Annotated in this window: 30 protein-coding genes; 14 read left to right on the top strand and 16 right to left on the bottom strand. The window is 64.1% G+C overall.

Annotation, left to right across the window (positions count from 1 at the left end; translation table 11 throughout):
- Nucleotides 1-112 precede the first annotated feature (112 nt).
- The 11 genes from FURADRAFT_RS20090 (at nt 113) to FURADRAFT_RS05720 (ending at nt 5737) form a co-directional block, all read left to right on the top strand.
- Nucleotides 113-526: a GFA family protein gene (locus tag FURADRAFT_RS20090; protein ID WP_081455938.1), complete on the top strand. Its 414-nt coding sequence runs from the start codon at nt 113-115 to the stop codon at nt 524-526.
- A 342-nt stretch (nt 527-868) separates the two neighbouring features.
- Nucleotides 869-1282: an SRPBCC family protein gene (locus FURADRAFT_RS05760; RefSeq protein WP_008953186.1), complete on the top strand. Its 414-nt coding sequence runs from the start codon at nt 869-871 to the stop codon at nt 1280-1282.
- A gap of 309 nt (nt 1283-1591) precedes the next feature.
- Nucleotides 1592-1792: a VOC family protein gene (locus FURADRAFT_RS21350; protein ID WP_268869727.1), complete on the top strand. Its 201-nt coding sequence runs from the start codon at nt 1592-1594 to the stop codon at nt 1790-1792.
- A gap of 35 nt (nt 1793-1827) precedes the next feature.
- Complete coding sequence (locus FURADRAFT_RS05755; protein ID WP_008953185.1) at nt 1828-2244, top strand: DUF1801 domain-containing protein; 417 nt, start codon at nt 1828-1830, stop codon at nt 2242-2244.
- Nucleotides 2245-2386: 142 nt separating this feature from the next.
- Nucleotides 2387-2890, top strand: coding sequence for a VOC family protein (locus FURADRAFT_RS05750; RefSeq protein ID WP_008953184.1), 504 nt, complete (start codon nt 2387-2389; stop codon nt 2888-2890).
- Between the two features lie 206 nt (nt 2891-3096).
- Nucleotides 3097-3570 (top strand): OsmC family protein, encoded by a 474-nt coding sequence (locus FURADRAFT_RS05745; RefSeq protein ID WP_008953183.1) that lies wholly within the window; start codon nt 3097-3099, stop codon nt 3568-3570.
- 38 nt (nt 3571-3608) lie between these two features.
- Nucleotides 3609-4022: a VOC family protein gene (locus FURADRAFT_RS05740; protein WP_008953182.1), complete on the top strand. Its 414-nt coding sequence runs from the start codon at nt 3609-3611 to the stop codon at nt 4020-4022.
- Between the two features lie 101 nt (nt 4023-4123).
- Nucleotides 4124-4471, top strand: a complete 348-nt coding sequence (locus tag FURADRAFT_RS05735) for a GFA family protein (protein WP_008953181.1) — start codon at nt 4124-4126, stop codon at nt 4469-4471.
- A 70-nt stretch (nt 4472-4541) separates the two neighbouring features.
- Nucleotides 4542-4877: a YnfA family protein gene (locus FURADRAFT_RS05730; protein WP_008953180.1), complete on the top strand. Its 336-nt coding sequence runs from the start codon at nt 4542-4544 to the stop codon at nt 4875-4877.
- A gap of 33 nt (nt 4878-4910) precedes the next feature.
- Nucleotides 4911-5297 carry a DUF488 domain-containing protein gene (locus FURADRAFT_RS05725; protein WP_008953179.1) on the top strand — a complete coding sequence of 129 codons (387 nt, stop codon included), beginning with the start codon at nt 4911-4913 and terminating at the stop codon, nt 5295-5297.
- A gap of 101 nt (nt 5298-5398) precedes the next feature.
- Entirely contained in the window at nt 5399-5737 is a 339-nt protein-coding gene (locus tag FURADRAFT_RS05720; RefSeq protein WP_008953178.1) for a GlpM family protein, read from the top strand.
- Nucleotides 5738-5762: 25 nt separating this feature from the next.
- On the opposite strand, the gene FURADRAFT_RS05715 is transcribed toward FURADRAFT_RS05720, so the two are convergent.
- Nucleotides 5763-6659, bottom strand: coding sequence for a LysR substrate-binding domain-containing protein (locus FURADRAFT_RS05715; RefSeq protein WP_008953177.1), 897 nt, complete (start codon nt 6657-6659; stop codon nt 5763-5765).
- Nucleotides 6660-6754: 95 nt separating this feature from the next.
- Here FURADRAFT_RS05715 and FURADRAFT_RS05710 point away from each other — a divergent pair, with 95 nt between their 5' ends.
- Both FURADRAFT_RS05710 and FURADRAFT_RS05705 read left to right on the top strand, forming a co-directional pair.
- On the top strand, nt 6755-7036 hold the full coding sequence (locus FURADRAFT_RS05710) for a hypothetical protein (RefSeq protein ID WP_008953176.1): 282 nt from the start codon (nt 6755-6757) through the stop codon (nt 7034-7036).
- Nucleotides 7037-7050: 14 nt separating this feature from the next.
- The gene (locus FURADRAFT_RS05705) at nt 7051-7665 is read left to right on the top strand and encodes a glutathione S-transferase (RefSeq protein ID WP_008953175.1); all 615 of its coding nucleotides are present in this window, start codon (nt 7051-7053) and stop codon (nt 7663-7665) included.
- Between the two features lie 182 nt (nt 7666-7847).
- Here the strand turns inward: FURADRAFT_RS05705 and FURADRAFT_RS05700 are convergent, their stop codons facing one another.
- Nucleotides 7848-9953, bottom strand: a complete 2106-nt coding sequence (locus FURADRAFT_RS05700) for a TonB-dependent receptor (RefSeq protein ID WP_008953174.1) — start codon at nt 9951-9953, stop codon at nt 7848-7850.
- Between the two features lie 607 nt (nt 9954-10560).
- Between FURADRAFT_RS05700 and FURADRAFT_RS05695 the strand changes: the two genes are divergently transcribed.
- The gene (locus FURADRAFT_RS05695; RefSeq protein WP_008953173.1) at nt 10561-12222 is read left to right on the top strand and encodes a methyl-accepting chemotaxis protein; all 1662 of its coding nucleotides are present in this window, start codon (nt 10561-10563) and stop codon (nt 12220-12222) included.
- A gap of 82 nt (nt 12223-12304) precedes the next feature.
- On the opposite strand, the gene FURADRAFT_RS05690 is transcribed toward FURADRAFT_RS05695, so the two are convergent.
- The 14 genes from FURADRAFT_RS05690 to smpB all read right to left on the bottom strand — a co-directional run bounded on the left by FURADRAFT_RS05690 (nt 12305) and on the right by smpB (nt 22472).
- Complete coding sequence (locus tag FURADRAFT_RS05690; RefSeq protein WP_008953172.1) at nt 12305-12715, bottom strand: DUF2721 domain-containing protein; 411 nt, start codon at nt 12713-12715, stop codon at nt 12305-12307.
- A complete protein-coding gene (locus FURADRAFT_RS05685) occupies nt 12712-13446 on the bottom strand; it encodes a peptidase (RefSeq protein WP_008953171.1) in 735 nt (244 codons plus the stop codon). Before FURADRAFT_RS05685 ends, FURADRAFT_RS05690 begins: the two co-directional genes overlap by 4 nt.
- Before the next feature lie 60 nt (nt 13447-13506).
- On the bottom strand, nt 13507-14298 hold the full coding sequence (locus FURADRAFT_RS05680) for a transglutaminase family protein (protein ID WP_008953170.1): 792 nt from the start codon (nt 14296-14298) through the stop codon (nt 13507-13509).
- Nucleotides 14298-15224 carry an alpha-E domain-containing protein gene (locus tag FURADRAFT_RS05675; RefSeq protein WP_008953169.1) on the bottom strand — a complete coding sequence of 309 codons (927 nt, stop codon included), beginning with the start codon at nt 15222-15224 and terminating at the stop codon, nt 14298-14300. Before FURADRAFT_RS05675 ends, FURADRAFT_RS05680 begins: the two co-directional genes overlap by 1 nt.
- 3 nt (nt 15225-15227) lie before the next feature.
- Nucleotides 15228-16658, bottom strand: a complete 1431-nt coding sequence (locus FURADRAFT_RS05670; protein WP_008953168.1) for a circularly permuted type 2 ATP-grasp protein — start codon at nt 16656-16658, stop codon at nt 15228-15230.
- 233 nt (nt 16659-16891) lie between these two features.
- Nucleotides 16892-17551, bottom strand: a complete 660-nt coding sequence (locus tag FURADRAFT_RS20080) for a L,D-transpeptidase (RefSeq protein WP_008953167.1) — start codon at nt 17549-17551, stop codon at nt 16892-16894.
- Complete coding sequence (locus FURADRAFT_RS05660) at nt 17538-18029, bottom strand: L,D-transpeptidase (protein ID WP_008953166.1); 492 nt, start codon at nt 18027-18029, stop codon at nt 17538-17540. The genes FURADRAFT_RS20080 and FURADRAFT_RS05660 overlap by 14 nt, the downstream gene beginning before the upstream one ends.
- A 14-nt stretch (nt 18030-18043) precedes the next feature.
- The gene (tadA, locus tag FURADRAFT_RS05655) at nt 18044-18772 is read right to left on the bottom strand and encodes a tRNA adenosine(34) deaminase TadA (protein WP_008953165.1); all 729 of its coding nucleotides are present in this window, start codon (nt 18770-18772) and stop codon (nt 18044-18046) included.
- 31 nt (nt 18773-18803) lie between these two features.
- Nucleotides 18804-19079: a hypothetical protein gene (locus FURADRAFT_RS05650; RefSeq protein ID WP_008953164.1), complete on the bottom strand. Its 276-nt coding sequence runs from the start codon at nt 19077-19079 to the stop codon at nt 18804-18806.
- Between the two features lie 3 nt (nt 19080-19082).
- Entirely contained in the window at nt 19083-19469 is a 387-nt protein-coding gene (locus FURADRAFT_RS05645) for a phage holin family protein (RefSeq protein WP_008953163.1), read from the bottom strand.
- A 14-nt stretch (nt 19470-19483) separates the two neighbouring features.
- Entirely contained in the window at nt 19484-19798 is a 315-nt protein-coding gene (locus tag FURADRAFT_RS05640) for a DUF883 family protein (RefSeq protein WP_008953162.1), read from the bottom strand.
- A gap of 223 nt (nt 19799-20021) precedes the next feature.
- Nucleotides 20022-21605 carry a glutamine-hydrolyzing GMP synthase gene (gene guaA, locus FURADRAFT_RS05635; RefSeq protein WP_086007377.1) on the bottom strand — a complete coding sequence of 528 codons (1584 nt, stop codon included), beginning with the start codon at nt 21603-21605 and terminating at the stop codon, nt 20022-20024.
- A 60-nt stretch (nt 21606-21665) separates the two neighbouring features.
- The gene (locus tag FURADRAFT_RS05630) at nt 21666-22022 is read right to left on the bottom strand and encodes a hypothetical protein (protein ID WP_008953160.1); all 357 of its coding nucleotides are present in this window, start codon (nt 22020-22022) and stop codon (nt 21666-21668) included.
- Between the two features lie 3 nt (nt 22023-22025).
- Nucleotides 22026-22472, bottom strand: coding sequence for an SsrA-binding protein SmpB (gene smpB / locus FURADRAFT_RS05625; RefSeq protein ID WP_008953159.1), 447 nt, complete (start codon nt 22470-22472; stop codon nt 22026-22028).
- Nucleotides 22473-22560: the final 88 nt, after the last annotated feature.

Here is a 22560-nt window from a genome sequence, read left to right as displayed (position 1 = left end):
TTCCGTCATAGGTGGTGATGTGGCAAGCTGTCCAGATGGTGACGTAAAAAATACGTTTTTATTGGACGCCTACTTCTAGTTATGCGCGTTACCAACCAGCATGGATTTAAGTATGAATTCAAAATACACCGGGCAGTGTCTTTGTGGCGCAATCCACTATTCAATCGATGTCGAGCCATTATTTTCTGGAAACTGTCACTGCAAAGACTGTCAAAGGGCTTCAGGTAGTGCGTTTATTCCTGCAATGCTTTTCCACGAGAAAGACGTTGTTGTTTCCGGCGAGGCAAGATATTTCAAGTCAACGGCCGACAGCGGAAATGTGCACAAAAGAGGCTTCTGCCCGAATTGCGGCTCTCAATTGTTTGCAAAGTTCAGCAGTCTTCCCGGCATGCTGGGTATAAAGGCAGGCACGTTGAACGAAGCATCGCTCTACGTACCAAAGTTAGATTTCTATGTGGCAAGTGCTGCAACGTGGGATTTTATGGACCCCCAGCTCCCTAAAAAACAAGGCGCAGCTCAGGGCTAGAGAGCGTGTGCATAACAAGGTGTTCAACACGGACAGCACGGTAGGTTGGGCTTCCTGCATGAAGCCCAACGTCCATCACACCTGTCTTGAGCAATGCGCTATCAAAGAGGTGGATGTGGTTGCGCACCTGATCAAGCAGCGTGGGAAGAGGTGTGGATATGACGTATTTCCCGGTAGCTATTTCGCACTCTTATGTCATAAATAGTTCTGTGGCAATCATGGCCAGCATGATTGTTGCCACGCATTCTGGATGATGACGTAAAAAATACGTCTTCTAGCTTGAGTACACCGGTGCACCACATCGCCAAATCTAATTGCCCCAAACCAAGAAGGACGCTCGTCATGAAAATCACTGTTGAAACCACAGTCGCGGCCCCCATCGAGAACGTTTGGCACGCATACACAACTCCCGAGGATATCAAGCAGTGGAACGCCGCGTCTGATGATTGGCACACCACCTCGGCCACAGTGGATTTGCGCGTCGGCGGCATCTTCTCGTCACGAATGGAAGCCAAGGATGGCAGCGTGGGGTTCGATTTTGCCGGAACCTATACCGCTGTGGTGGCACACAAACTGATCGAATATTCCTTTGGCGATCGCACCGCGCAGGTTGAATTTGCGGATAGCCCAAAAGGTGTTGTGGTTCGCGTGACTTTCGATAGTGAGCCATCGCATTCCATCGAACAGCAACGCGACGGGTGGCAGGCCATTTTGAATAATTTTACTCGCCATGTTGAAACAGCCAGGAAGCAGTAGACGTACTGTGCTGCCCAACTCCCCCTAGATAGACTCCTAGGGGCTGCGTCCATCGGCTGCCGCTCATGCCAAACGTCGGATATTCACACAAAGGGGCGCTGTATGTTCTCCCATATCTTTATCGGCGTGAGTGACATCGACCGCGCATTGGCTTTTTATGAACCGCTCATGGCTAGCCTCGGCATCCAGCTTCGCTTTTGTGATCGAAGCCGCCCTTGGGCGGGTTGGCAGCGCCCTGACGAGCCTAGGCCGCTCTTCCTGATCGGCTCTCCCTACAACCAACAGCCCCCCTCGCCAGGCAATGGTTAAATGGTGGCCTTTCTCGCTGAAAGCCGACCAATGGTTGCCGAGGCCTACCGAGTCGCACTCGCCAACGGAGGTACATGTGACGGCGCTCCTGGCCTAAGGCCCGAGTACCACGAGCATTACTTTGGCACCTACTTCCGCGATCCTGACGGCAACAAAATCTGTATTGCCTGCCACTCGCCTGAGCCACAGTCCGCAGGCTGACAGGCTGGTGGGAGCGACAAGCTAGGGAGGAGAGCATGAAAAAACTGGATTCGACCGAGGGCCATCCCGCATCCGAGCTGATCGACCAACGAATCGCCGAACTCGGGGACTGGCGCGGGGCGGCCTTGAGCCGGATGCGGCAGCTTATCAAAGAGGCCGACCCGGACGTCGTGGAGGAGTGGAAATGGATGGGCACGCCCGTCTGGTCGCACGACGGGATCATCTGCACCGGCGAGTCTTATAAGTCGATCGTGAAGTTGACCTTCGCCAAGGGGGCGTTGCTGCAGGACCCGGCCAAGCTCTTCAACTCGAGCCTCGACGGAAACACAAGGCGCGCGATTGATATCCATGAGGGAGAGGAGATCGACGCGGATGCGTTCAAGGCGCTCATCCGTGCCGCAATCGACCTCAATGTCTCCGTCGTGAAGGCAAGGCAAAGACGGGCGAACTAGGCTGAGATGGCGATGCGTCTCTCTCGCTCTTGCCGTGAGGGTGAAGGCCGCCGGAATGATCTCGGAGGCATCCTCCCGTCCACAGCGGTCTAAGCTGGTAGTCTTGGCGGCTCGGCCATGGCGAGCAGTGAGGAGGCGCATCATGCAAAGCATTCACAGAATCTCTCCCTGCCTGTGGTTCGACGATCAGGCCGAACAGGCGGCAGAGTATTACACCGCCATCTTCAAGAACTCACGGATCGTCAGCCTGACCCGCTACGGCCAGGCGGGACATGAGATTCACGGCCGGCCGGCGGGGTCGGTCCTGACCGTGGAGTTCGAGCTGGATGGACAGGCCTTCACCGCCCTCAACGGTGGACCGGTATTCACCTTCAACGAGGCCGTGTCGTTCCAGGTGAGCTGCGAGACGCAGGAAGAGGTGGACTACTACTGGGAAAAATTGTCCGCCGGCGGGGATGAGGCGGCGCAGCAATGCGGCTGGCTCAAGGACCGGTACGGCGTGTCCTGGCAGGTGGTGCCGACGGCGCTGCCCAAGATGCTGAGCGATGCCGATTATGCAAAATCCGAGCGCGTCATGACCGCTCTGCTGCAGATGAAAAAGCTCGACATCGCCGCCTTGCAGCGCGCCTACGCCGGGGTGGCTTGATTGGAAACGCCCCCCGCCGGCGGAGAGTGTGCAGCCCCGGATTTCATCCGTTGTCTTCTCCGTGAGGTTGGCCGATGACGTTGCATGCGGGCACGTGCCGCTTTGACGGGCCAGAGGGGTGAACCGGCGCTAAACTGGCATGCCAATTGGCTGGTTGCTGTGCCGCTGTTGCCAGCTGCCGATCGTTCATTTCCCAGGAGCAGAGAATGGCCCAGTACACCGCCGAAGTCCTTTGGCAGCGCGGCGAGCAGGATTTCCTCGGCAACCGTTACAGCCGCCGCCATGTTTTGCGCTTCGACAGCGGCGTGGAAGTGCCTGGTTCGTCGTCCCCGCACGTCGTTCCCGTCCCGATGTCCGACGCCTCCGCCGTCGACCCGGAGGAGGCGTTCGTGGCCTCGCTGTCGAGCTGTCACATGCTGTGGTTCCTGTCGATTGCCGCCAGGCGCGCGTTCTGTGTCGAGCGCTACTTCGATGCGGCCGTCGGCGTCATGGCCAAGAATGCGGCTGGCAAGATGGCCATGACGGTGGTTACGTTGCGGCCGGAGGTGACGTTTTCCGGGGAGCGCCTCCCCACGCGGGAGCAGCTCGACCAGATGCATCACGAGGCGCACGAGGAGTGCTTCATCGCCAACTCGGTCAAGACCGAGGTGCGTTGCGAGCCGGTGTACGGGGAGCTGTAAGCTGGCACGGCAGCCATCGTCAAGCCAGGGAGAAAACCATGAAACCGCGAATCAGCATGCTGACGCTGGGTGTCGGCGACCTCGACCGTGCCACCCGGTTCTACGAGCAGGGGCTGGGTCTGCCGCGCTACCCGATGGAGGCGGCCGGCGTCGCCTTCTTTGCGCTCCACGGCACCTGGCTGGCCCTGTATCCGTGGACGGCGCTGGCCGAAGACGCCACGGTGCCGGCCGAGGGTAGCGGTTTTCGCGGCTGTGCCCTGGCCCACAATGTGTCGACGCGGGAAGAGGTCGATCAGGTGCTGGAGCAGGCGCTGAATGCCGGCGCGCGATTGGTGAAACCGGCACAAGATGCCTTCTGGGGAGGCTATAGCGGCTATTTCGCCGATCCGGATGGCCATCTCTGGGAAGTGGCATGGAATCCGTTCATGGCGATCGGTCCGCAGGATGTGTAAATCGTCAGCATCATGGTCTTGGTGCTGGCAGAAGCCACGTCTGACGAGGCCGCGCAGCGCGGCCATGAGCCTGAAGAGTTGGACATTGAAGGAGCTACATCATGATTTACCATGGAAGCTGTCATTGCGGGCGGATCGCCTTCGACGTGGAGGGCGATCTCGGCCAGGTCATGTCTTGCAACTGTTCTATCTGTCGCCGCAAGGGGGCGCTGATGTGGTTCGTGCCGCGCCAGCAACTGCGCCTGCTGACGCCGGAGGCGGACATGAGCACCTACACCTTCAACAAGCACGTCATCCAGCACCATTTCTGTCCGACCTGCGGCATGCACCCGTTTGGCGAGGGACGCGACCCGGCCGGGAACGCGATGGCGGCGGTCAACGTGCGCTGCCTCGACGACGTCGATCTGGACACGCTCACGGTCAAGCACTTCGACGGTCGGGCGCTGTGAGCGCTGGCGCAGCTTGCGCCACGGGCGGGCTCGCGCCTATGCTGCCGGGTTGCCATTGATCGGGATTCGCATGGTTGTGATCGCCAAAACCCTCGCCTTGTACATCGCCACGGCGCTGGCCGAAATCATTGGCTGCTATCTGCCGTATCTCTGGCTGAAGAAGTCGGCGCCGGCCTGGTACCTGCTGCCGGCGGCGCTGAGCCTGACGGTGTTCGCCTGGCTCTTGACCCTACATCCCCAGGCGGCGGGACGGGTTTACGCCGCCTACGGCGGGGTCTACGTCGCGGTGGCGCTGGGCTGGCTGTGGGCGGTGGACGGCATCCGTCCCTCGCTGTGGGACGTGGCGGGCAGCGCGGTGACCCTGGCCGGCATGGCGATCATCCTGTTCGCGCCGCGGCCGGGCTGAGGGCCGGGCGCTTGATCGGGGAGGGAGGATACGATGCCGGTGTATATCGTCAGATTGGGTAGCGAGCGGCGGCAGGACGAAGGGTTGCGCATCGGCACGGTGCGGCGCCCGCCACGGGGTGTGCCGAAGAGCGAGTTCGCCACGCAGAACTGGTACGACGTGTGGTACCCGAACCTGGCGCCCAGCGCTGAAACGGTGAAGTTGGCGCAGCAGGCCAAGACGGACCGCGACTGGGCGGCCTTCATCAAGCAGTACCGTGCCGAGATGGCGACGCCGGAGAACAGCCGCACGCTGGATCTGTTGGCGGCGCTGTCGCACCACAGCAGCTTCTCCGTCGGCTGCTACTGCGCCGAGGAGGCGCATTGCCACCGCTCGGTGCTGCGCCTCTTGCTCGCCGAGCGCGGCGCCGACGTGCGCTGACGCGCACAGGTTGGCCGAAGACGGCGCCAAGACCGCGGGCCGGCGCTTGCCGGATGGCGCGCCCTGGGCCACCATCACGGGTTTTCTCCGTGGAGTGGCCGATGGCCCTGTTTCTCAAAGCCCTGCTGGGTTCGGCGGCGGTGCTGCTGATCGCCGTGCTGTCGAAGAGCAAGCACTACTTCATCGCCGGGCTGGTGCCGTTGTTCCCCACCTTTGCCCTGATCGCGCATTACCTGGTCGGCTCTGAGCGCTCGGTGGCCGAGCTCAAGACCACCATCGTGTTCGGTATGTGGTCGCTGATTCCCTACTTCGTCTATCTGGCGGCGGTGTACCTGCTGGCCGACCGCCTGCGCCTGGGCTGGGCATTGTTCGTGGCGGCGCTGTGCTGGGCCGTGGCGGCGTGGGGGCTGGTGCTGGCGTGGGGACGCTGGCACGGCTAGCCCCTCCCGGGAGCGGACCACGGCTTCACGCCGTGGGCGGCCGTTCCGCCAGATAGCTGGCAATTTCCTCTTCGATCCAGGTGCTGAAATCCTGCTGCTTGGTCTGCGAGCTCTCGCGTTGCGGCCAGACCAGCCAGTGCGGGTAGGGATAGGGCACGCTGATATCGGTCAGCTGCACCAAGTCCCCGCGCTGCAGGGCGCCGTGCACCAGGCTGCGCCGCTCCAGCGCCACCCCCATGCCGAGACGCACCGCCTCCAGCACCAGGTTGGAGTCGTTGATCCACAGCCCGGCGTTGCCCGGCTCGGCCACGCCGGCGACACTGCACCAGGGTAGCCACGATTCCACGGTGCGGACGATGGGACCGGAGACGACCTCCTGCGCCGTTTGCGGCAGGCGGCCGCCGTTGAAGGCGGGGGAGGCCACCACCACCAGCTCGTCGTCGAACAGCCGCTTCTGCGCCAGTCCCTCCCAGCCGCCCTGGCCCATGCGCACACCGATGTCCACCAAACCCTGGCGCAGGTCCTGGATATCCAGGCTGGCGCGCAGGCTGACGCGGTATTGCGGGTGGCGCGCGTAAAAGCGTGGCAGGCGCGGCAGCAGCCAGTGCACCCCGAACGAAGGCAATACCGCCACCACCACCTCGTCCACGCGTGGCCGGGCGCGCACCAGCCGTGTGGCCTCGGTGATTTCCCCCAGCCCGATGCGGATCTGCAGGGCGTAGAGCCGACCGTCCTCGCTCAGCTTGAGGCCGCGCCCCTCGCGCGTGAACAGCGCCACCCCCAGCAGCTCTTCCAGCTGCTTGATCTGCTGGCTGATGGCGGAGTGGGTGACGTGCAGTTCGTCCGCCGCCAGGGTGATGCTGCCGAGGCGGGACACGGCTTCGAAACTGCGCAGCGCGGGCAAGGGGGGAAGTGTGCTCATGTAAGTAAAACTAACATGAACGACAAATAAATATCGATTTTTTCTGCCTCTTCTGACGCTTATAGTGAACCCAGAACGTCAACCGGAGAGCAATCATGCAACATCATCTACGTGTCGAATTGGCCAGCCACGAACTCTTGGCGATCGAATTGCCGTCTGCTGTCGAGGTCCGCGCCGTGTCGGGCTACCATTGGCTGACGGTCGATGGACTGGACGTCTGCCTCGCTCCCGGAGAGCGGGAAACCGTTCCGGCCGGGAAAATCCTGGCCGAGGGGCTGGGCCAGCTGGAGTTCTCGCCGCCCTCTGCTCTGCCGGCTCGCGGCGCAGAGGACCGTGCCGCGCAGGGGACGATGCTACTGGGCAAAGTCTGCTTCTGACAGGAGAAAACACGATGCAATTGATCGGCATGCTGGATTCGCCCTATGTGCGCCGGGTGGCCGTCTCGCTGCGGCTCATGGGGGTCGGATTCGAGCACCAGGCGGTCTCGGTGTTCCGCACCTTCGAGCAGTTTCACCGGATCAACCCGGTGGTGAAGGCCCCGACCCTGGTCTGCGACGACGGCACGGTGCTGATGGATTCGACGCTGATTCTCGACTACGTCGAAACCTGCCTGGCCCCGGCCAAGAGCCTGATGCCGGCCGGGCCTGCCGGGCGCCAGCGTGCCTTGCGCCTGATCGGGCTGGCGCTGGCGGCGTGCGAGAAAAGCGTGCAGATCGTCTACGAGCGTCAGTTGAGGCCGGCCGAGAAGCAGCACCAGCCCTGGCTGGAGCGCGTCGAGGGTCAGGTGCTGGCGGCCTACGGCGAACTGGAGCGCGAATTCGCGCGTGCGCCGTTGGCTGCCAGCGCGGAGGGGATCGACCAGGCGGGCGTCAGCGTCGCGGTGGCGTGGCGCTTTACCCAACTGATGCTGCCGGACGTGGTCAAGGCGACTGATTTCCCGCTACTGCAGGCGTTTGCCCACCAGGCCGAGCAATTGCCCGCCTTCGTCGACACCCCGCCGCTCTAGTCCCGGTTGGGGGGCCGGCCGTGATGGACATTCCACCGCCTGTCCATTTCGCCTCTGTCCCTCATTGAGCGAAGCTCTGCGTGCCAATCGCCGATTGGCGCGAGAGCGTCACCCGCCGTCCGCCCTGACCCTGCAGGGGGGCTTCACCGGCTCATGACTCACAATCCGCCGCACTGCCTGGATCAGAACTTCCAGCGAGCCGTGACTTCGGCCGTACGCGGGGCGCCCGGCATGTTGTAGTCGTTGGCACCGCTGTGTGCCGAGATGTAGTACTTCTTGTCGAACACGTTCTTCAGCGTGAAGTTCACCTCCAGCGACTTGCCGCTGTAGCCGGTGCCGAGGTCGAAGCGGGTATAGCCCGGCAGCTTGACCAGGTTGTCCGGCGATGCGTAGCGCTCGCCCTCGTAGCGCAGGCCGGCGTTGACGTTGAAGCCACCCGGCAGCTTGCGCTTGACGAACAGGTTGGCCGAATGGCGCGGCGTCAGCGCCGGTTTGTTGCCCTGGAACGGCGTGCCGATCTTGGTCTTCTCGGTCGACTGGGTGATCTCGCCGTCGAGGTAGGCGTAGCCCGCGATCACGTCCCACAGCGGGGTGAGGGCACCGGCCACCGCCAGTTCCAGTCCGCGTACGCGCTGCTCGCCCACCGACAACGCCTTGTTGCTGTCGCTCGGGTCGGCGGCCTGGATGTTGCTGCGCGTCATCTCGAACACCGAGGTGGTCAGGGTGAGGTTGTCGAACAAATCGATCTTGCTGCCGACCTCGTAGTTGATGGTCTCCTCCGGCTTCAGCTGGTCGCTGTTCTGCTTGAAGGTGAACGAATCGGCGATCGGCTGGAACGACTGGCTGGCCGAGGCATACAGCGACACGCGCTCGGTCGGCTGGTACACCACGCCCAGGCGTGGGCTGATTGTGTTGTCGGTGCGCGCCAGGTCCTGGTTCTTGCTGGTCTTGTCGTCGCGTGTCTGCGTCAGGTGGTCGTAGCGCGCCCCGGCCAGCGCTTTCCAGTGCTCGCTCAGGCTCACCAGGTCCTGCAGGTAGAGCGCAGCGATGTCGATGTCGGTGTCGTTGTCGTTGCCGGGCGCGGCACTGGTGTTGATCGCCGGCAGCTCGATCAGCTGGGGATCGAACAGGTCGTAGGTGGCGGCGTTCTTGCGCGTCCACAGTTTCTCGGTCTTGTGCTGCTTGCCCACTTCCAGTCCGTACAGCAGCGTGTGCCTGGTCTGGGCGAGGTCGAGATCGTGGCTCAGCTCCAGCTGATTGTAGAAACCATGCTCGTCGCGCAGCCGCTTGGTGCGGTCGATGGTGACCTGGTTGGTGGTCTCGTTGACGCTGGCGATGGTGGTGTAATTGCGGTCCAGCGAGAAATCGTAGGTGCGGAACACGTTGTGCAGCTTCAAGCCGCTATCGAACTGGTGGTCGAGGGTGCCGGTGAAGCTGGTGACATCACTCTCGTTGGCGGTCTGGTCGCGGCCGTTGGCCGAGCCGTAGTAGGTCTCGATCGGCACGTCCACCGGCTTGCCCTTGTAGCCCGGCACGCCCTGGTCAGCCAGGCGCTTGTCCTGCAGGTAGTCGGCCTGCAGCAGCAGGGTGGTGTTGGGCGAGAAGTTGAACTGCAACGACGGCGCCACGGCCTCGCGTTTCAGGAAAGACTGGTTGCGGAAGCCCTCGGAATCCTCCAGCGCGCCGGTCAGGCGGAAGCGGGCGAAGTCGTCGTCGCTGTTGGCGCCGATGTCGAACGACAGGCGCTGCTTGCCCTGGTCGTCCAGGCTGACTGCCAGCTCGTGCACGGGCTCCGCCTGCGGCTTCTTGGTGATGCGGTTGATCAGGCCGCCCGAGCTGCCGCGCCCGTACAGCACCGAGGACGGACCTTTCAGCACTTCCACACGCTCGACGTTGGACAGGTCGCGGTAGTACAGCGCGTCATCGCGCACGCCGTCGACGTACTGGTCGTTGATCGCCGAGAAGCCGCGGATGCTCACCTGGTCGCGCTGTGCGTCGCCGACGCTGAAGCTGACGCCGGGCACGTTGGCCAGCGCGTCCTGCAGCGAGCTGGCGTTCTGGTCCTTCAGCACCGCCGCCGGCACCACGTTGACGGTCTGCGGCACGTCCTTGAGCGGGGCGGCGATCTTGGTGGCACTGGTCGAACTGGCGCGGGTGTAGCTGGTGGTCGGATCGGCATCCTGGCTGGCTTCCACGCGCACGGCGGGCAATTCGGTATCGGCCAGCACCGGCAGAGCGCCGAAGGTGCCGATCAGGGAAATGAGGGTGGATAGCGTCTTCTGCTTCATGATTTTGCTTTGGGTTATGGTCCGTAAACAGCGCCGATGGGGCCGGCCGAACGATCGAACACGAGCATCCCGGAACGTCACGGCCTCCTCGTCGTACCGCGCAGGCAACAGCGGCCTCTCCTCCCTGCCGGGGCGGGTGGAAACGGGGTGTTGCCAGGGGTTTGGATGCCTCGGTTGATGCGGTGCAGGAGCCGAGGTTTTAAGGGGCCGAGACGGTTATGGCGACTCGGGTTGGTGGGTCCGTTACTCAGATATATTAATGCGAATCATTGTCATTACATTTTTTTACAAAAGCAACAGGAACTTTTCGTTCGAATGGCAAACGTTGTTTTTTCCGGCATGGCAGCCGCCGCGCCGGGTTGTCGGACGAGGAGGCCTCCATGGCCGTAGTGCTCACGGTGGGTCGGCGGACATCCGGCGCAACGCTCCGGCATGACATGAATCGTGCGCGTACTCCTTGCTCTTGTTTTTCGTTCAGCCGAGTGTCATGCTCGCCCGATAATGACGTGGGTTCGATTATCGGCTGCTGTTTTCCCTGATGGCGTCGTGCCGAAAAGGGAGGCAAGGTAAGCGAATACGGTGTCCCATACGCCGGGGGAGGAACTCGATGACGATAAGAACACGCCTGATCGTGCTATTGCTGACCGCTTTGCTGGGCTTGGCGCTGGTAGCGGTTTTCGGCTACCGCGGCATGCTGTCCTCCGGGGCCTCGATGGCCGAAGTGGGCGAACAGCGCATGCCGGCGGTGATTGCGCTCTTGGATGCGCGCTCCAACTTCAACCGCACCCTGTTGCGCAATCTGCAGGTGTCGGTGCGTGCCACCGACAATTCGCTGGAGTCGCGCAAGCTGTTTGCCGACACCTTCAAGGGCAAGCAGCAGGCGCGTCAGTTGTTCGACGACGCGCTCAAACGTTACGCCGTCTTCCCGCGCAGCGAGGAAGAGAACAAGCTGTGGCACCAGTTCGGCCCGCTGCTGCAGGAGTGGCAGCGTACCGACAAATCGCAGGACGAACTGCTCGACAAGCTCGCCAAGGGCGTGACGCCGGAAGAGCAGTACGCCATCTTCCGCGAATTCTACGCCAACGCCCAAGTGCAGCTGCCGGTGGTGGAGGGCATGGACGAGCTGTTGCGCAAGATGGTGGAGGTCAACGACCGCCTGGCCCAGACCAGCGTGGAGCAGGCCAATGCCGCCTCGCGCCAGAGCCTGCACTGGATGATCGCGGTTAACGTGTTCGCGCTGCTGCTGTTGCTGGCGAACGGTACCTCGGTGCTGGCGGCGGTGTTGCGCCCGCTCAACCGGGCGCGTCGCACCGTGCTCGCCATCGCCGAGAGCAACGATTTCACCCAGCGTATCGACGTCAGGAACAAGGACGAGGTCGGGCAGATGGTTAGCGCCCTCAATAACCTGATCGGCCGGGTGCAGGAGTCGTTCCGCGAGATTCAGCAGAGCCAGGCCGACATCCGCCTCGCGGTGAGCGGCCTGTCGGCGGCGTCGGAACAGCTCGCGTCCAGCTCGGCGCAGCAGAACAGCTCGACCGGGGCGATCGCCGGATCGGTGCAGGAGATGACCGGCAACATCCACGGCGTGGCGGAGCACGCCGACGCGGCGATGCAGCTGTCGCTGGAGGCCGGCGAGGTGTCGCGCCAGGGCTGCCAGGTGATCGCCCAGACCACCGACGGCATGGCCAGTATCGCCGACAGCGTCACGGCGGCGTCGAAAGTGATCGAGCAGCTCGGGCAGGAGTCGCGCCAGATCAGCAGCGTGGTGCAGGTGATCCGCGACATTGCCGACCAGACCAACCTACTGGCGCTCAACGCCGCCATCGAGGCGGCGCGTGCCGGCGAGACCGGCCGCGGCTTCGCCGTGGTGGCGGACGAGGTACGCAAGTTGGCCGAACGCACCGCCAAGTCCACTGCCGATATCGGGGTGATGGTGACGGCGATCCAGAACGCCGCCAACGGCGCGGTCGAGGAGATGCGCCAGGTGGTGGAGCAGGTGGGCGAAGGGCGCGCCCTTGCCAGCGGCGCCGGCCAGCATATCGCCGAGATCGAGGGGCAGGCGCAGCGCGTGGCCGATGCCGTGGCCGATATCACCCGCATCCTCAAGGTGCAGGGCGAGGCGAGCGAGGCCATCGTCCATCACGTGCACACCATCTCGGACATGGCCAAGCAGAACCACGCCACCTCCAACGAGACCGCCGACAACGCGCGCCGGCTCGACCAGTTGGCGGCGCGCGTCGGCGAGACATTGCAGCGCTACAAGGTGTAGCGCATCGGCCTTGTGGTTGGCCGAAGCAAAAAGCCGGAGCGCGTGCTCCGGCTTTTTTTGCGCCAATCATGCGATTTCTGGCTCAGCCCCGGCCGTGCTGCTGTTCCAGGTCCGATAGCAGGATGTTCAGCGCGTCGGACGACTTCCTCAGCTCGACCAGCGATAGCGCCAGCGACGCCATCATCAGCAGCAGGCTGACGCCGAAGGTGTACTGCGCGCTGATCGCCATCTGCACGTAGATTTGCAGCATGGTGACCACGCACAGGAACAGGCTGCCCACGCCGAGAAACTGCATCCACTTGATCAGGTTGATGCGGCTGCGCAGGTTGCCGATCTGCTGGATGATCTTGTCCTCGGGGTTGTCCTGGTAGTCGTTGAACAAGTGGCGGATGATGCTGGCCAGACCGAGAAAGCGGTTGGTGTACGCCAGCAGCAGCAGCGAGATGGCCGGGAACAGCAGGGCCGGGGTGGTCAGGGACAACGGGGTGTTCATGCCAGCTCCTCGCTCCACGGCGTGGCCGGCAGCGCGGCGAAGGTTTCCTTGATGCCGCGTCCCCAGGCGGCGCGCAGCTCGCGGAAATAGCCGTCGTCCTCGCCGATGTGCAGCGGCGAGCGCGGCGAGAAATCGTCGTTGCGGTGCCACATCAGGTGGATCGGCAACGCTACCGACAGGTTGGAGCGCATGGTCGAGTCGAGCGAGATCAGCGCGCAGCGGATGGCTTCCTCCAGCGAGGAGCGGTAGTTCAGCACGCGATCGAGGATGGGCTTGCCATACTTGGTCTCGCCGATCTGGAAGCAGGGGGTGTCCGTCGTCGCCTCGATGAAATTCCCCTGCGGGTAGATGTTGAACAGACGTGGCCTCTCGCCGGCCAGCTGGCCGCCGAGCAGGAAGCTGGAACCCAGGTCGACCTGGCCGTCGCCACCGCCGTCGCGGGCGATGACCTCGCGCAGCGTCTGGCCCACCAGCACCGCCGCATCGTACAGCGAGCCGATGCTGCGCAACGAGTCCGGCCCGTCCCGGCGGCTTCTCAGATCGAGCAGGCTGGCCACGCTCTGCGAGGTGGCGAGGTTGCCGGAGGTCAGCATCACCAACCGCAGCCGGTCGGCCAGCTCGAAGGTATACATTTTCTGGAACGTGGCGATATTGTCCACGCCCGCGTTGGTGCGGGAATCGGAGGCGAAGATCAGGCCGCTCTCCAGGCGCATGGCCACACAGTACGTCATGGTCGGGAAATCCGTGAAGGCCGGGAAGTGACCCTCGGTCGGACTTCCCGGTTGCAAGCGTTAATGGTCGTGTTGTTCTACCGCCGCGTGGGCGTGCATGGTTTCGCCGGCGCCACCGCGGCGCATGCCGCGCACCGGGCAGGCGTCGAGGTAGTCGAGACCGACCGCCAGTTTAAGGTGATGATCGCCCGGCGTACACCGGTTGCTGATGTCGAACCCCAGCCAGCCGCCGTCGGCGTAGACCTCGGCCCAGGCATGGCTGGCGGCATGCTCGACCGTCCCGCTCAGCAGATAGCCGCTGACGTAGCGCGCCGGGTAGCCCAGGCGACGGCAGGCGGCGATGAACACCTGAGTGTGGTCCTGACACACCCCGGCCCCCAGGGCCAGCGCGGCGGCGGCCGTGGTGGTGGCGTCGGTCACCCCGGCGGTGTAGGGCATCCGTGCCAGCACCGTCTCCGCCAGCGCCGCGAGGCGCTTGGCGGCCTTGCCCCCGGGTCTGGCGGCCTGGCGCGCCAGTTCCTCGATCGCGGCGTCGGCGCTGGTGAGCAGGGTTGGCCGAAGAAACACGCGCGGATCGAGGCGGCAGGCATCGTCGTCCCAGCCGTCGGGGCCGGTTTCGACCACCCCTTCCGCCACCAGCTCGATGCTGTCGTGCGGCGCTTCCAGCGTCATCAGGTGGGTGATGTTGCCGAAGGCGTCGACGCTCTGGCTGGCCGGCCCCGGCAGCGTCAGGCGCCAGCTCAGCACCTGCTGATGGCGGCTGGAGCGCGGAGTGAGGCGCAGGTACTGGGTGCTGCGCGAGGCCGGCTCGGCGTACTGGTACAGCGTGCAGTGGCGGATGGCGAGCTTCATCACGCCGCCTCCAGGTAGGCCCGCTGGATCGACTCGCCCAGCCGGTTGATCTCGCCCAGCATGCGGCGCAGGAACGGGTGCATCCCCTCGTCGAACACCTCGTCCATCGCCGTGAACTCCAGCGCGGCGTTGAGCTCGGTGGCCAGGCGCCGCGCCGGGCGTCCGTTGTCGCCCTGGATCTGCGCCAGCGCCTGGCGGATTTCGTCGAAGCAGGCGCGCAAGCTTCTCGGCATGTCCTCGCGCAGCAGCAGCAGGTCGAACACGCGCTTGCCGTTGAGCGTGTCGCGGTAGGTCTCGTGGTAGGCCTCGAACGCCCCCAGCCCGCGCAGCAGCGTGCTCCAGGTGTAGTAGTCGGTGCTGTCGGCACTCTGCTGGTCGGGCAACAGGTGGCTCTTCACGTCGAGCAGGCGCGCGGTGTTGTCGGCGCGCTCAAGGAAGGTCCCCAGACGCAGGAAGTAGAAGGCATCGCTGCGGCGCATGGTGCTGTAGGTGGCGCCGCGGAACAGGTGGGCGCGCTCCTTGACCCAGTCGAAGAACCACTGGAAATCCTCGCCCTGTTCGGCCAACTTGCGGCCTTCCAGCCAGCTGGCGTTGAGCGACATCCACATGTCCGAGCTGATCTTGCCGCGCACCGCGTGGGCGTTTTCGCGCGCGCTGCGCAGCGCCGACAGGATCGACGCCGGGTTGCCGAGATCGTAGGCCATGTAGTGCAGCACCTGGGCAGGCTCGGTGCCGTCGTGGCGGCTCTGGAAATCCTCCAGCCTCCCGGTCAGCGCCAGCGGCGCGCTGATCTCGGCGCCGCCGTTGTGCGAGCGCGGCATCAGCGAGATGGCATGGCTGACTTCGAGCAGGCGGGCGAGGTTTTCCGCCCGTTCCATGTAACGGCCCATCCAGAACAGGTGGTCGGCAGTACGCGATAGCATCATGATTCAGTCCTCCAAAACCCAGGTGTCCTTGGTACCGCCGCCCTGCGACGAGTTGACCACCAGCGAGCCGGCCTTCAGCGCCACTCGTGTCAGCCCGCCGGGCACCATGGTGATGTCCTTGCCGCTCGACAGCACGAACGGTCGCAGGTCGAGGTGGCGTGGTGCGATGCCGGCCTCGACGAAGGTCGGGCACGACGACAGGCACAGCGTCGGCTGGGCGATGTAGCCGGCCGGGTCGGCCGCGAGCTTGTCGCGGAACAGCTGCTTTTCCGCTTCGCTCGCCACCGGGCCGATCAGCATGCCGTAGCCGCCGGCGCCGTGGACTTCCTTCACCACCAGCTCGTCGAGGTGTTCCAGCACGTACTGCAGATCCTCCTGCTTGCGGCACTGCCAGGTCGGCACGTTGTTGAGCAGCGGTTCTTCGCCCAGGTAGAAGCGGATCATCTCCGGCACGTAGGGATAGATCGACTTGTCGTCCGCCACGCCGGTGCCGATGGCGTTGGCCAGGATCACGTTGCCCTGGCGGTAGGCCGAGAGCAGGCCGGGCACGCCGAGCATGGAGTCGGGGCGGAACGCCAGCGGATCGAGGAAGGCGTCGTCGATGCGGCGGTAGATCACGTCTACCTGCTTGTGGCCGGCGGTGGTGCGCATGTAGACGTGGTCGTCGCGCACGAACAGGTCGCGCCCCTCCACCAGCTCCACCCCCATCTGCTGCGCGAGGAAGGCGTGCTCGAAGTAGGCGCTGTTGTAATGGCCGGGGGTGAGTACCACCACGGTGGGGTTGTCGATCCGGCTGGCCTGGCGCAGCGTCGACAATAGCAGCGCCGGGTACTGGTCGACCACGCCCACGGCGTGGCGGGCGAACAGCTCGGGGAACAGCCGCATCATCATCTTGCGGTTTTCCAGCATGTAGGACACGCCGGACGGCACGCGCAGGTTGTCTTCCAGCACGTAGTACTGGCCGTCGGCGTGGCGGATGATGTCGACCCCGGTGATGTGGGCGTAAATCTGGTCGGGCAGGTCGATGCCCTGCATCGCCGGCTGGTACTGGGCGTTGGTGAACACCTGCTCGGCCGGGATGATGCCGGCCTTGATGATGGCGTGGTCGTGGTAGATGTCGTGCAGGAAGGCGTTGAGCGCCTTCACCCGCTGGCGCATGCCGGCCTCCAGCGCGCGCCACTCGGCCGCGGGCACGATGCGTGGAATGGTATCGAACGGAATCAGACGCTCGGCGCCGGACTCGTCGCCGTACACCGAGAAGGTGATGCCGACCCGGTGAAAGCGCTGGTTGGCCTCCTCGCGCTTGCGCGACAACGCTTCCGGGGTCTGGGCCTGCAGCCATTCGGCAAAGCCCTGGTAGTGGGGGCGGACCGCGCCGCTGGAGAGCAGCATTTCATCGTAGTGGGACGAATGGGGCAGCATTAGGGCGTGCATGGGAATCTCCCTTGTCTTGATGTTTTTCGGGCGGGCCAGCTGGAGAGATGGCATGGCCCTGAACAGGACTTAGCAAGCCACGTGCCATGACGGAGGGGGAATCCGGCGGAGCACATGCACCAGAACAGCGTCATGCGGCACCGCGAATGGGATTCGGGTCGTTCAGCGAGCCATCGTGGTGCGGTGCGGGGAAAAAGGGCTTCGGCCAACTTGGGCCGGCGGGAGCAGGGGGGTCAGCTGTTTTCGTCGATCAGCACGTCGGTGCCAAGTTCGGCCTGCTGGAACAGTTCGATGACGTCGGGGTTGCGCATGCGTACGCAGCCGAGCGAAGTCGGGGTGCCGAACGCGACGTGCTCGCCGGCGCCGTGGATGTAGATGGCGCGGTCGTAACTGTCGACGTCGCCACCCTGATTCTTGCCCGGCTCCATGCCGCACAGCCACAGGATGCGCGTCAGGATCCAGTCCTTCTCGGGGTATTGCGCGTGCAGCGCCGGGGTGTACTTCCACGGCGTGACCTGGCGCCGGAAGATGATGGTGTTTTCCTCGGCGCCGTCGCCGATCTTCTCGCATACCCGGTGCCAGCCGCGCGGCGTCATGAAACTGTTGGCCAGCTCGCCGACGCCATTGCGGGCGGTGGACACGCTATAGCGGTGTTGCATCAGTCCCCAGCCGTCGTAGAAGGTCAGCGACTGCGATTTCACCCCGACCACGATCCACGGCTTGCCGTACTGCTGCGGGTTGGGATGCGTGGGCAGCAGGGGGCCGGTAGTTTGCTGCGCCAGGATGAAGCCAGCCTCGGCGGGTGGCGGCGGGGTGTTCTCACCCTCGGCCGCGTACAGCAAGGCCGACGCCAGTGCCAGCCCGGTGGCCAGCACCAGCTTAAGCCGGTTCATGCTCGACGATCTCCACTTCGGTACCGCACGGCAGCAGCTCGAACAGCTCGATGATGTCGCTGTTGCGCATGCGCACGCAGCCGTGCGAGCCGGGGCGGCCCAATTCGACCTGGTCCGGCGTGCCGTGCAGGTAGATGTAGCGGCGCATGGTGTCGACCGGGCCCAGTCGGTTGCGCCCCGGTTCGAGCCCGGACAGCCACAGGATGCGGCTCAGGATCCAGTCACGCTCGGGCTGGGCGGCGTACGCCTCGGCACTGCAGATTTCACCGGTCCAGCGGCGCGCCTTGAACACCGAACCGGCGGGCATGCCGGCGCCGATCTTGGCGCGCACGATGTGACGCCCGCGCGGCGTCTGGTAGCTGCCGCTGCGCTCGCCCGCGCCCAAGGCGGCGGTGGATACCGGGTAGCGGCGCAGCACGCGGCCGTCGTCGTCCCGCAGCGTCAGCGCCTGTTCGGCGATTGAAACACGAATCTTCATCGTTCCCTTCATGCTCAGCCGGCAGCACGGCGCTGCCGGAAAAACTCGCTCAGCAACCGGCCGCAGGCCTCTGCTTCTATCCCGCTAAACAGTGCCGTCTGATGATTCAGGGCGCGCTCTCCGAACAGGTTCAGCACGCTGCCGGCGGCACCGATCTTGGGGTCACGTGCGCCATAAATCACCCGGTCTAGCCGGCTATGCAGGATCGCCCCGCCGCACATCGGACACGGCTCCAGCGTCACGTACAGATCACAGCCGCTCAGGCGGTAATTCCCAAGCGTCGCGGCGGCTTCGCGCAAGGCCACCATCTCGGCGTGGGCGGACGGGTCGTGGCTCGTCACCGGGCGGTTGAAGCCACGGCCGATGATGCGGCCTTCCTTCACCACCACCGCCCCGACCGGCACCTCGCCTTCAGCTGCGGCGGCTTTGGCCAGGCGGATCGCCTCGGCCATGAAACGCTGTGCTTCTTCGTCCGGCGGCGGCAGGCGCACCGGGGCGTGATGGTGCAGCGCCCATGTCAATTGGGCACGATCATCGTCGTCGAGTTCCTGCCAATGCACTCCGCGCGCCGCCGCTTCCAGCGCGAACAGCAGGCGCTGCGTCACGGTATGGCCGGCCGCCTTCAACAACAGAAAGGTATGTACCACTCCCTGGGCGCGCAAGGCCTCGCGGCTGGAGATGCCCAGCACAGCCAGGTGGTGGAGGGTATTGGGGGGAAGAGGGGGCGAGCTCAGTAGCGTCATGGCGCCGATTATAGCGTCAGCGCCGGTTTACTCACAGGCGGGCCCAGAGCTTGCGCGCCGCTCGCCATAGCAGAAACAGCTGGGCTCCGCCCAGCAGCATCCGGCGCAGGCGCTTGCTGGGAATGATGCCGCCCAGCGCGCCCAGCACCGGGCCGAGTCGCCGCAGGTTGCCCCAGGTGCGCCAGCCTTCTCCTGCCAGGCTCATCGGCCGCTTGATGGCTTTCAGCTCCATGCGCAGTTTCAGGCGTAGCGCCTCGCCCTTCATCAGCAGCAGCTCTTTCTTGATGGCGCGTTGTTGTGGAGTCATCGCTTACTCGCGTCCGTTGAGGGCGTCCCAGTCCTTGCGCACCTCGGCCAGAGTCGTGGCGAACGGTGCGGATTGCCGGCTCAGACGCCGCTGCAACTGCAGCAAGGCGGCGGCCCCGAGAACGGCAAACAGGATGGTGAGCAAGCCGAGTAGCGTCACGCGCCACTCGGGGGGGGTGAGCAGCACGACGAACAGCAGCGCGGCCATGAGGCCGATGAGCAGGCAGATCAGCGCCGCAACCCCGATCAGGGTATTGCGCAGCAGCTGTTCTTTCTGTTCCTCGGCCTCCAGGCCGAACAGCTCGGCCCGGGTCAGCGCCAAGGCCACGAACCCGCCCAACAGCGAGCGCAGCGAGCCCGGGCGGGGCGGTGTCGGAGTATGTTCCGGCATCGGGACGGGCCGGCTCAGCGGCGGGAAACCAGCAGGCCCAGCAGGAAGCCGAGCACGGCAGCGATGCCGATCGACTTCCACGGGTTTTCGTGCACGTACTGGTCGGTTGCCTTGGCCGCCACCTTGGCCTTGCCGACCACCACCTGCTCGGCCTCGGTCAGCTTGGCCTTGGCTTCCTTCAGCTTGTCGGCCAGGCGCTGGCGCAACTGCTGGGCCTTCTCGCCGCCTTCGTCGCCAGCGGCGGTGAGCAGATCCTCCGTGCTGGACAGAACGTGGCGGACATCCTGCAGCAATTGTTCCTTCTCGGCGGCAAATGTTTGCTCGTTCATGGTGATCCTCCTGGTGCGTGGTGAAACGGGAAGAGGAAGGACGTGGCGGTTCCGCCACTCCCTTCAGCATGGAAACATGCGATTACCCTAACAGTCTATGACATCAGGCGTCGAGTCCAAGTGGTTCGGGGGCGATAACATCACCGATGTTGTCGGCCAACGGACAAGAAAAAGCCCTGCGCAAAGGCAGGGCCATGGTGTTCATGCTGCAAAGGGAGAGGGCTTATTCCCACTCGATGGTCGCCGGCGGCTTGCCGCTCACATCGTAGACCACGCGGTTGAGGCCGCGCACTTCGTTGATGATGCGGTTGGACACCTTGCCGAGCAGGCTGTACGGCAGTTCGGCCCAGTGCGCGGTCATGAAGTCGCTGGTGATCACCGCGCGCAGCGCCACCACGTAATCGTAGGTGCGGCCGTCGCCCATCACGCCCACCGACTTCACCGGCAGGAACACGGCGAAGGCCTGGCTGGTCAGGTCGTACCAGTTCTTGCCGGTCTTCTCGTCGATGGTGTTGCGCAGCTCTTCGATGAAGATGGCGTCGGCGCGGCGCAGCAGGTCGGCGTATTCCATTTTCACTTCACCCAGGATGCGCACGCCGAGGCCCGGGCCCGGGAACGGGTGGCGATACACCATGTCATGTGGCAGACCGAGCGCTACGCCCAACTGGCGCACTTCGTCCTTGAACAGGTCGCGCAGCGGCTCCAGCAGCTTCAGGTTCATGTCGTCCGGCAGGCCGCCCACGTTGTGGTGGCTCTTGATCGCGTGCGCCTTCTTGGTCTTGGCGCCGGCGGATTCGATCACGTCCGGGTAGATGGTGCCCTGGGCCAGCCACTTGGCGTTGGTGAGCTTGCCCGACTCGCGCTGGAACACCTCGACGAATTCGGCGCCGATGATCTTGCGCTTCTTCTCCGGGTCGGTCTCGCCGGCCAGCTTGCCCATGAACTGTTCGGTCGCGTCGACATGGATCACCTTCACGCCGAGGTTCTGCGCGAACATTTCCATCACCATCTTGCCTTCGTTCAGGCGCAGCAGGCCGTGGTCGACGAAGACGCAGGTGAGTTGTTCGCCGATGGCGCGGTGGATCAGCGCGGCTGCCACCGAGGAGTCCACGCCGCCGGACAGGCCGAGGATGACTTCTTCGTCACCCACTTGCTCGCGGATCTTCTGGATCGCCTCCTCTATGTAGTTCGGCATGGTCCAGGACGGCTTGGCGTCGGCCACGTGCAGCACGAAGCGATGCAGCATCTCGGTGCCGCGCTTGGTGTGGGTCACTTCCGGGTGGAACTGTACGGCGTAGAAGCCGCGGTCTTCGTCGGCCATGGCGGCGACCGGGCAGGACAGGGTCTCGGCGATGACCTTGAAGCCGGCAGGCAACTCCACCACCTTGTCGCCGTGGCTCATCCAGACGTCGAGGTAGCCGTTACCGGCGTCGTCGATGCGGTCCTGCAGGCCTTCGAAGACCTTGGAGTGGTGGCGTGCCTTAATCTCGGCGTAGCCGAATTCGCGCTTGTCGCCGGCTTCCACCTTGCCGCCCAGGGTCTGGGCCATGAACTGCATGCCGTAGCAGATGCCCAGCACCGGCACGCCCAGTTTGAAGACTTTCGGGTCGGCCTGGTAGTCGGACTCGTACACCGAGTTCGGACCGCCGGACAAGATAATGGCCTTCGGATTGAACGCGCGGATCTCGTCGATCGGCATGTCGAACGGATGCAGTTCGCAATACACGTGGGCCTCGCGAACGCGGCGGGCGATGAGCTGACTCACCTGGGAGCCGAAGTCGAGAATGAGGATCTTGTCCATGCCTATCCTTGATAATGGAGAACGGGCCTTGCGGCCCTCAATCGTCTAATAGATGTCAGTATCGGCTCAACGCCCGTCGCCGTTGAGCTGTCGTTCCGGTGCACGCTGGCTGCGCTCCGGGATGCGGTCGCTGCGCGCCAACAGCAGCAGGATTCCCATCAGCACCATGCCCAGCGACAGCACGTGGCTCAGGCGCAGACCGGCCGAGTCGTACAGGTAGACGGCGGCACCGCCGTACATCAGCATCGGGCTGGTGACCATCGACGACTTGTTGAAGCCGTCGATGACGAAGAGGATAACCCCGGCCGTCACCAGCAACAGGGCGAGCAGGGTCGAGGTTTCTGGCAGCAGGTAGGTGCTCTTCAGAAACCACAGCGAGCCCAGCGTGATCAGTACGATCGGTAGCGAAACACTGGTTTTCATGGCCTACCCCCGGTCTCGCAGGAAACGCTGTTTCTCGCGGTCGAGTTCGCGTTCCTTGGCGCTGTCGCGCTTGTCATGCAGCTTCTTGCCCTTGGCCAGCCCGATTTCAGCCTTGATCATGCCCTTGGTGTAGTGCAGGTCGAGGGCGACCATGGTGTAGCCGGCTCGCTCGACCTTGCCGATGAACTTATTGATCTGGGCCTGGTTCAGCAGCAGCTTGCGGTTGCGTGTCGGGTCGGGCTTGACGTGGGTCGAGGCGGACTGCAGCGGCGAGATATGGCAGCCAAACAGCCAGAAGGCGCCATTCTTCCAGATGACGTAGCTCTCCTTGAGCTGCACCCGGCCGGCCCGGATCGCCTTGACTTCCCAGCCTTCCAGCACGAGGCCGGCCTCGAGCTTTTCCTCGATGAAATAATCGTGGTAGGCCTTGCGGTTGTCGATGATGCTCATGGGCATGTGAGGGTAAGAGAATCCGGTATTCTATCAGATACCGGTGCTATCGCTAAAGTCGAGTCATTTCAGCGGTTTGGCTCCGTTG

Source organism: Pseudogulbenkiania ferrooxidans 2002 (assembly GCF_000174355.1).
Taxonomy (GTDB): Bacteria; Pseudomonadota; Gammaproteobacteria; order Burkholderiales; family Chromobacteriaceae; genus Pseudogulbenkiania; species Pseudogulbenkiania ferrooxidans.
Note: the sequence above shows the minus strand (reverse complement) of the source record. Positions and strands in the feature narration are given on the sequence as shown.

Bases quoted from the DNA above. Each gene is read 5' to 3' on its own strand.
- FURADRAFT_RS05690 (WP_008953172.1), bottom strand. From the start codon at position 12,715: ATGAACACCCCGTTGTCCCTGACCACCCCGGCCCTGCTGTTCCCGGCC.
- FURADRAFT_RS05760 (WP_008953186.1), top strand. From the start codon at position 869: ATGAAAATCACTGTTGAAACCACAGTCGCGGCCCCCATCGAGAACGTT.
- FURADRAFT_RS20080 (WP_008953167.1), bottom strand. From the start codon at position 17,551: ATGAACCGGCTTAAGCTGGTGCTGGCCACCGGGCTGGCACTGGCGTCG.
- FURADRAFT_RS05630 (WP_008953160.1), bottom strand. From the start codon at position 22,022: ATGAAAACCAGTGTTTCGCTACCGATCGTACTGATCACGCTGGGCTCG.
- FURADRAFT_RS05660 (WP_008953166.1), bottom strand. From the start codon at position 18,029: ATGAAGATTCGTGTTTCAATCGCCGAACAGGCGCTGACGCTGCGGGAC.
- FURADRAFT_RS05640 (WP_008953162.1), bottom strand. From the start codon at position 19,798: ATGAACGAGCAAACATTTGCCGCCGAGAAGGAACAATTGCTGCAGGAT.
- smpB (WP_008953159.1), bottom strand. From the start codon at position 22,472: ATGAGCATCATCGACAACCGCAAGGCCTACCACGATTATTTCATCGAG.
- FURADRAFT_RS05650 (WP_008953164.1), bottom strand. From the start codon at position 19,079: ATGACTCCACAACAACGCGCCATCAAGAAAGAGCTGCTGCTGATGAAG.
- FURADRAFT_RS05645 (WP_008953163.1), bottom strand. From the start codon at position 19,469: ATGCCGGAACATACTCCGACACCGCCCCGCCCGGGCTCGCTGCGCTCG.
- FURADRAFT_RS21350 (WP_268869727.1), top strand. From the start codon at position 1,592: ATGGTGGCCTTTCTCGCTGAAAGCCGACCAATGGTTGCCGAGGCCTAC.
- FURADRAFT_RS05730 (WP_008953180.1), top strand. From the start codon at position 4,542: ATGGTTGTGATCGCCAAAACCCTCGCCTTGTACATCGCCACGGCGCTG.
- tadA (WP_008953165.1), bottom strand. From the start codon at position 18,772: ATGACGCTACTGAGCTCGCCCCCTCTTCCCCCCAATACCCTCCACCAC.
- FURADRAFT_RS05685 (WP_008953171.1), bottom strand. From the start codon at position 13,446: ATGACGTACTGTGTGGCCATGCGCCTGGAGAGCGGCCTGATCTTCGCC.
- FURADRAFT_RS05705 (WP_008953175.1), top strand. From the start codon at position 7,051: ATGCAATTGATCGGCATGCTGGATTCGCCCTATGTGCGCCGGGTGGCC.
- FURADRAFT_RS05740 (WP_008953182.1), top strand. From the start codon at position 3,609: ATGAAACCGCGAATCAGCATGCTGACGCTGGGTGTCGGCGACCTCGAC.
- FURADRAFT_RS05700 (WP_008953174.1), bottom strand. From the start codon at position 9,953: ATGAAGCAGAAGACGCTATCCACCCTCATTTCCCTGATCGGCACCTTC.
- FURADRAFT_RS05745 (WP_008953183.1), top strand. From the start codon at position 3,097: ATGGCCCAGTACACCGCCGAAGTCCTTTGGCAGCGCGGCGAGCAGGAT.
- FURADRAFT_RS05725 (WP_008953179.1), top strand. From the start codon at position 4,911: ATGCCGGTGTATATCGTCAGATTGGGTAGCGAGCGGCGGCAGGACGAA.
- FURADRAFT_RS05715 (WP_008953177.1), bottom strand. From the start codon at position 6,659: ATGAGCACACTTCCCCCCTTGCCCGCGCTGCGCAGTTTCGAAGCCGTG.
- FURADRAFT_RS05695 (WP_008953173.1), top strand. From the start codon at position 10,561: ATGACGATAAGAACACGCCTGATCGTGCTATTGCTGACCGCTTTGCTG.
- FURADRAFT_RS20090 (WP_081455938.1), top strand. From the start codon at position 113: ATGAATTCAAAATACACCGGGCAGTGTCTTTGTGGCGCAATCCACTAT.
- FURADRAFT_RS05670 (WP_008953168.1), bottom strand. From the start codon at position 16,658: ATGCACGCCCTAATGCTGCCCCATTCGTCCCACTACGATGAAATGCTG.
- FURADRAFT_RS05710 (WP_008953176.1), top strand. From the start codon at position 6,755: ATGCAACATCATCTACGTGTCGAATTGGCCAGCCACGAACTCTTGGCG.
- FURADRAFT_RS05735 (WP_008953181.1), top strand. From the start codon at position 4,124: ATGATTTACCATGGAAGCTGTCATTGCGGGCGGATCGCCTTCGACGTG.
- FURADRAFT_RS05755 (WP_008953185.1), top strand. From the start codon at position 1,828: ATGAAAAAACTGGATTCGACCGAGGGCCATCCCGCATCCGAGCTGATC.
- FURADRAFT_RS05720 (WP_008953178.1), top strand. From the start codon at position 5,399: ATGGCCCTGTTTCTCAAAGCCCTGCTGGGTTCGGCGGCGGTGCTGCTG.
- FURADRAFT_RS05675 (WP_008953169.1), bottom strand. From the start codon at position 15,224: ATGATGCTATCGCGTACTGCCGACCACCTGTTCTGGATGGGCCGTTAC.
- FURADRAFT_RS05680 (WP_008953170.1), bottom strand. From the start codon at position 14,298: ATGAAGCTCGCCATCCGCCACTGCACGCTGTACCAGTACGCCGAGCCG.
- FURADRAFT_RS05750 (WP_008953184.1), top strand. From the start codon at position 2,387: ATGCAAAGCATTCACAGAATCTCTCCCTGCCTGTGGTTCGACGATCAG.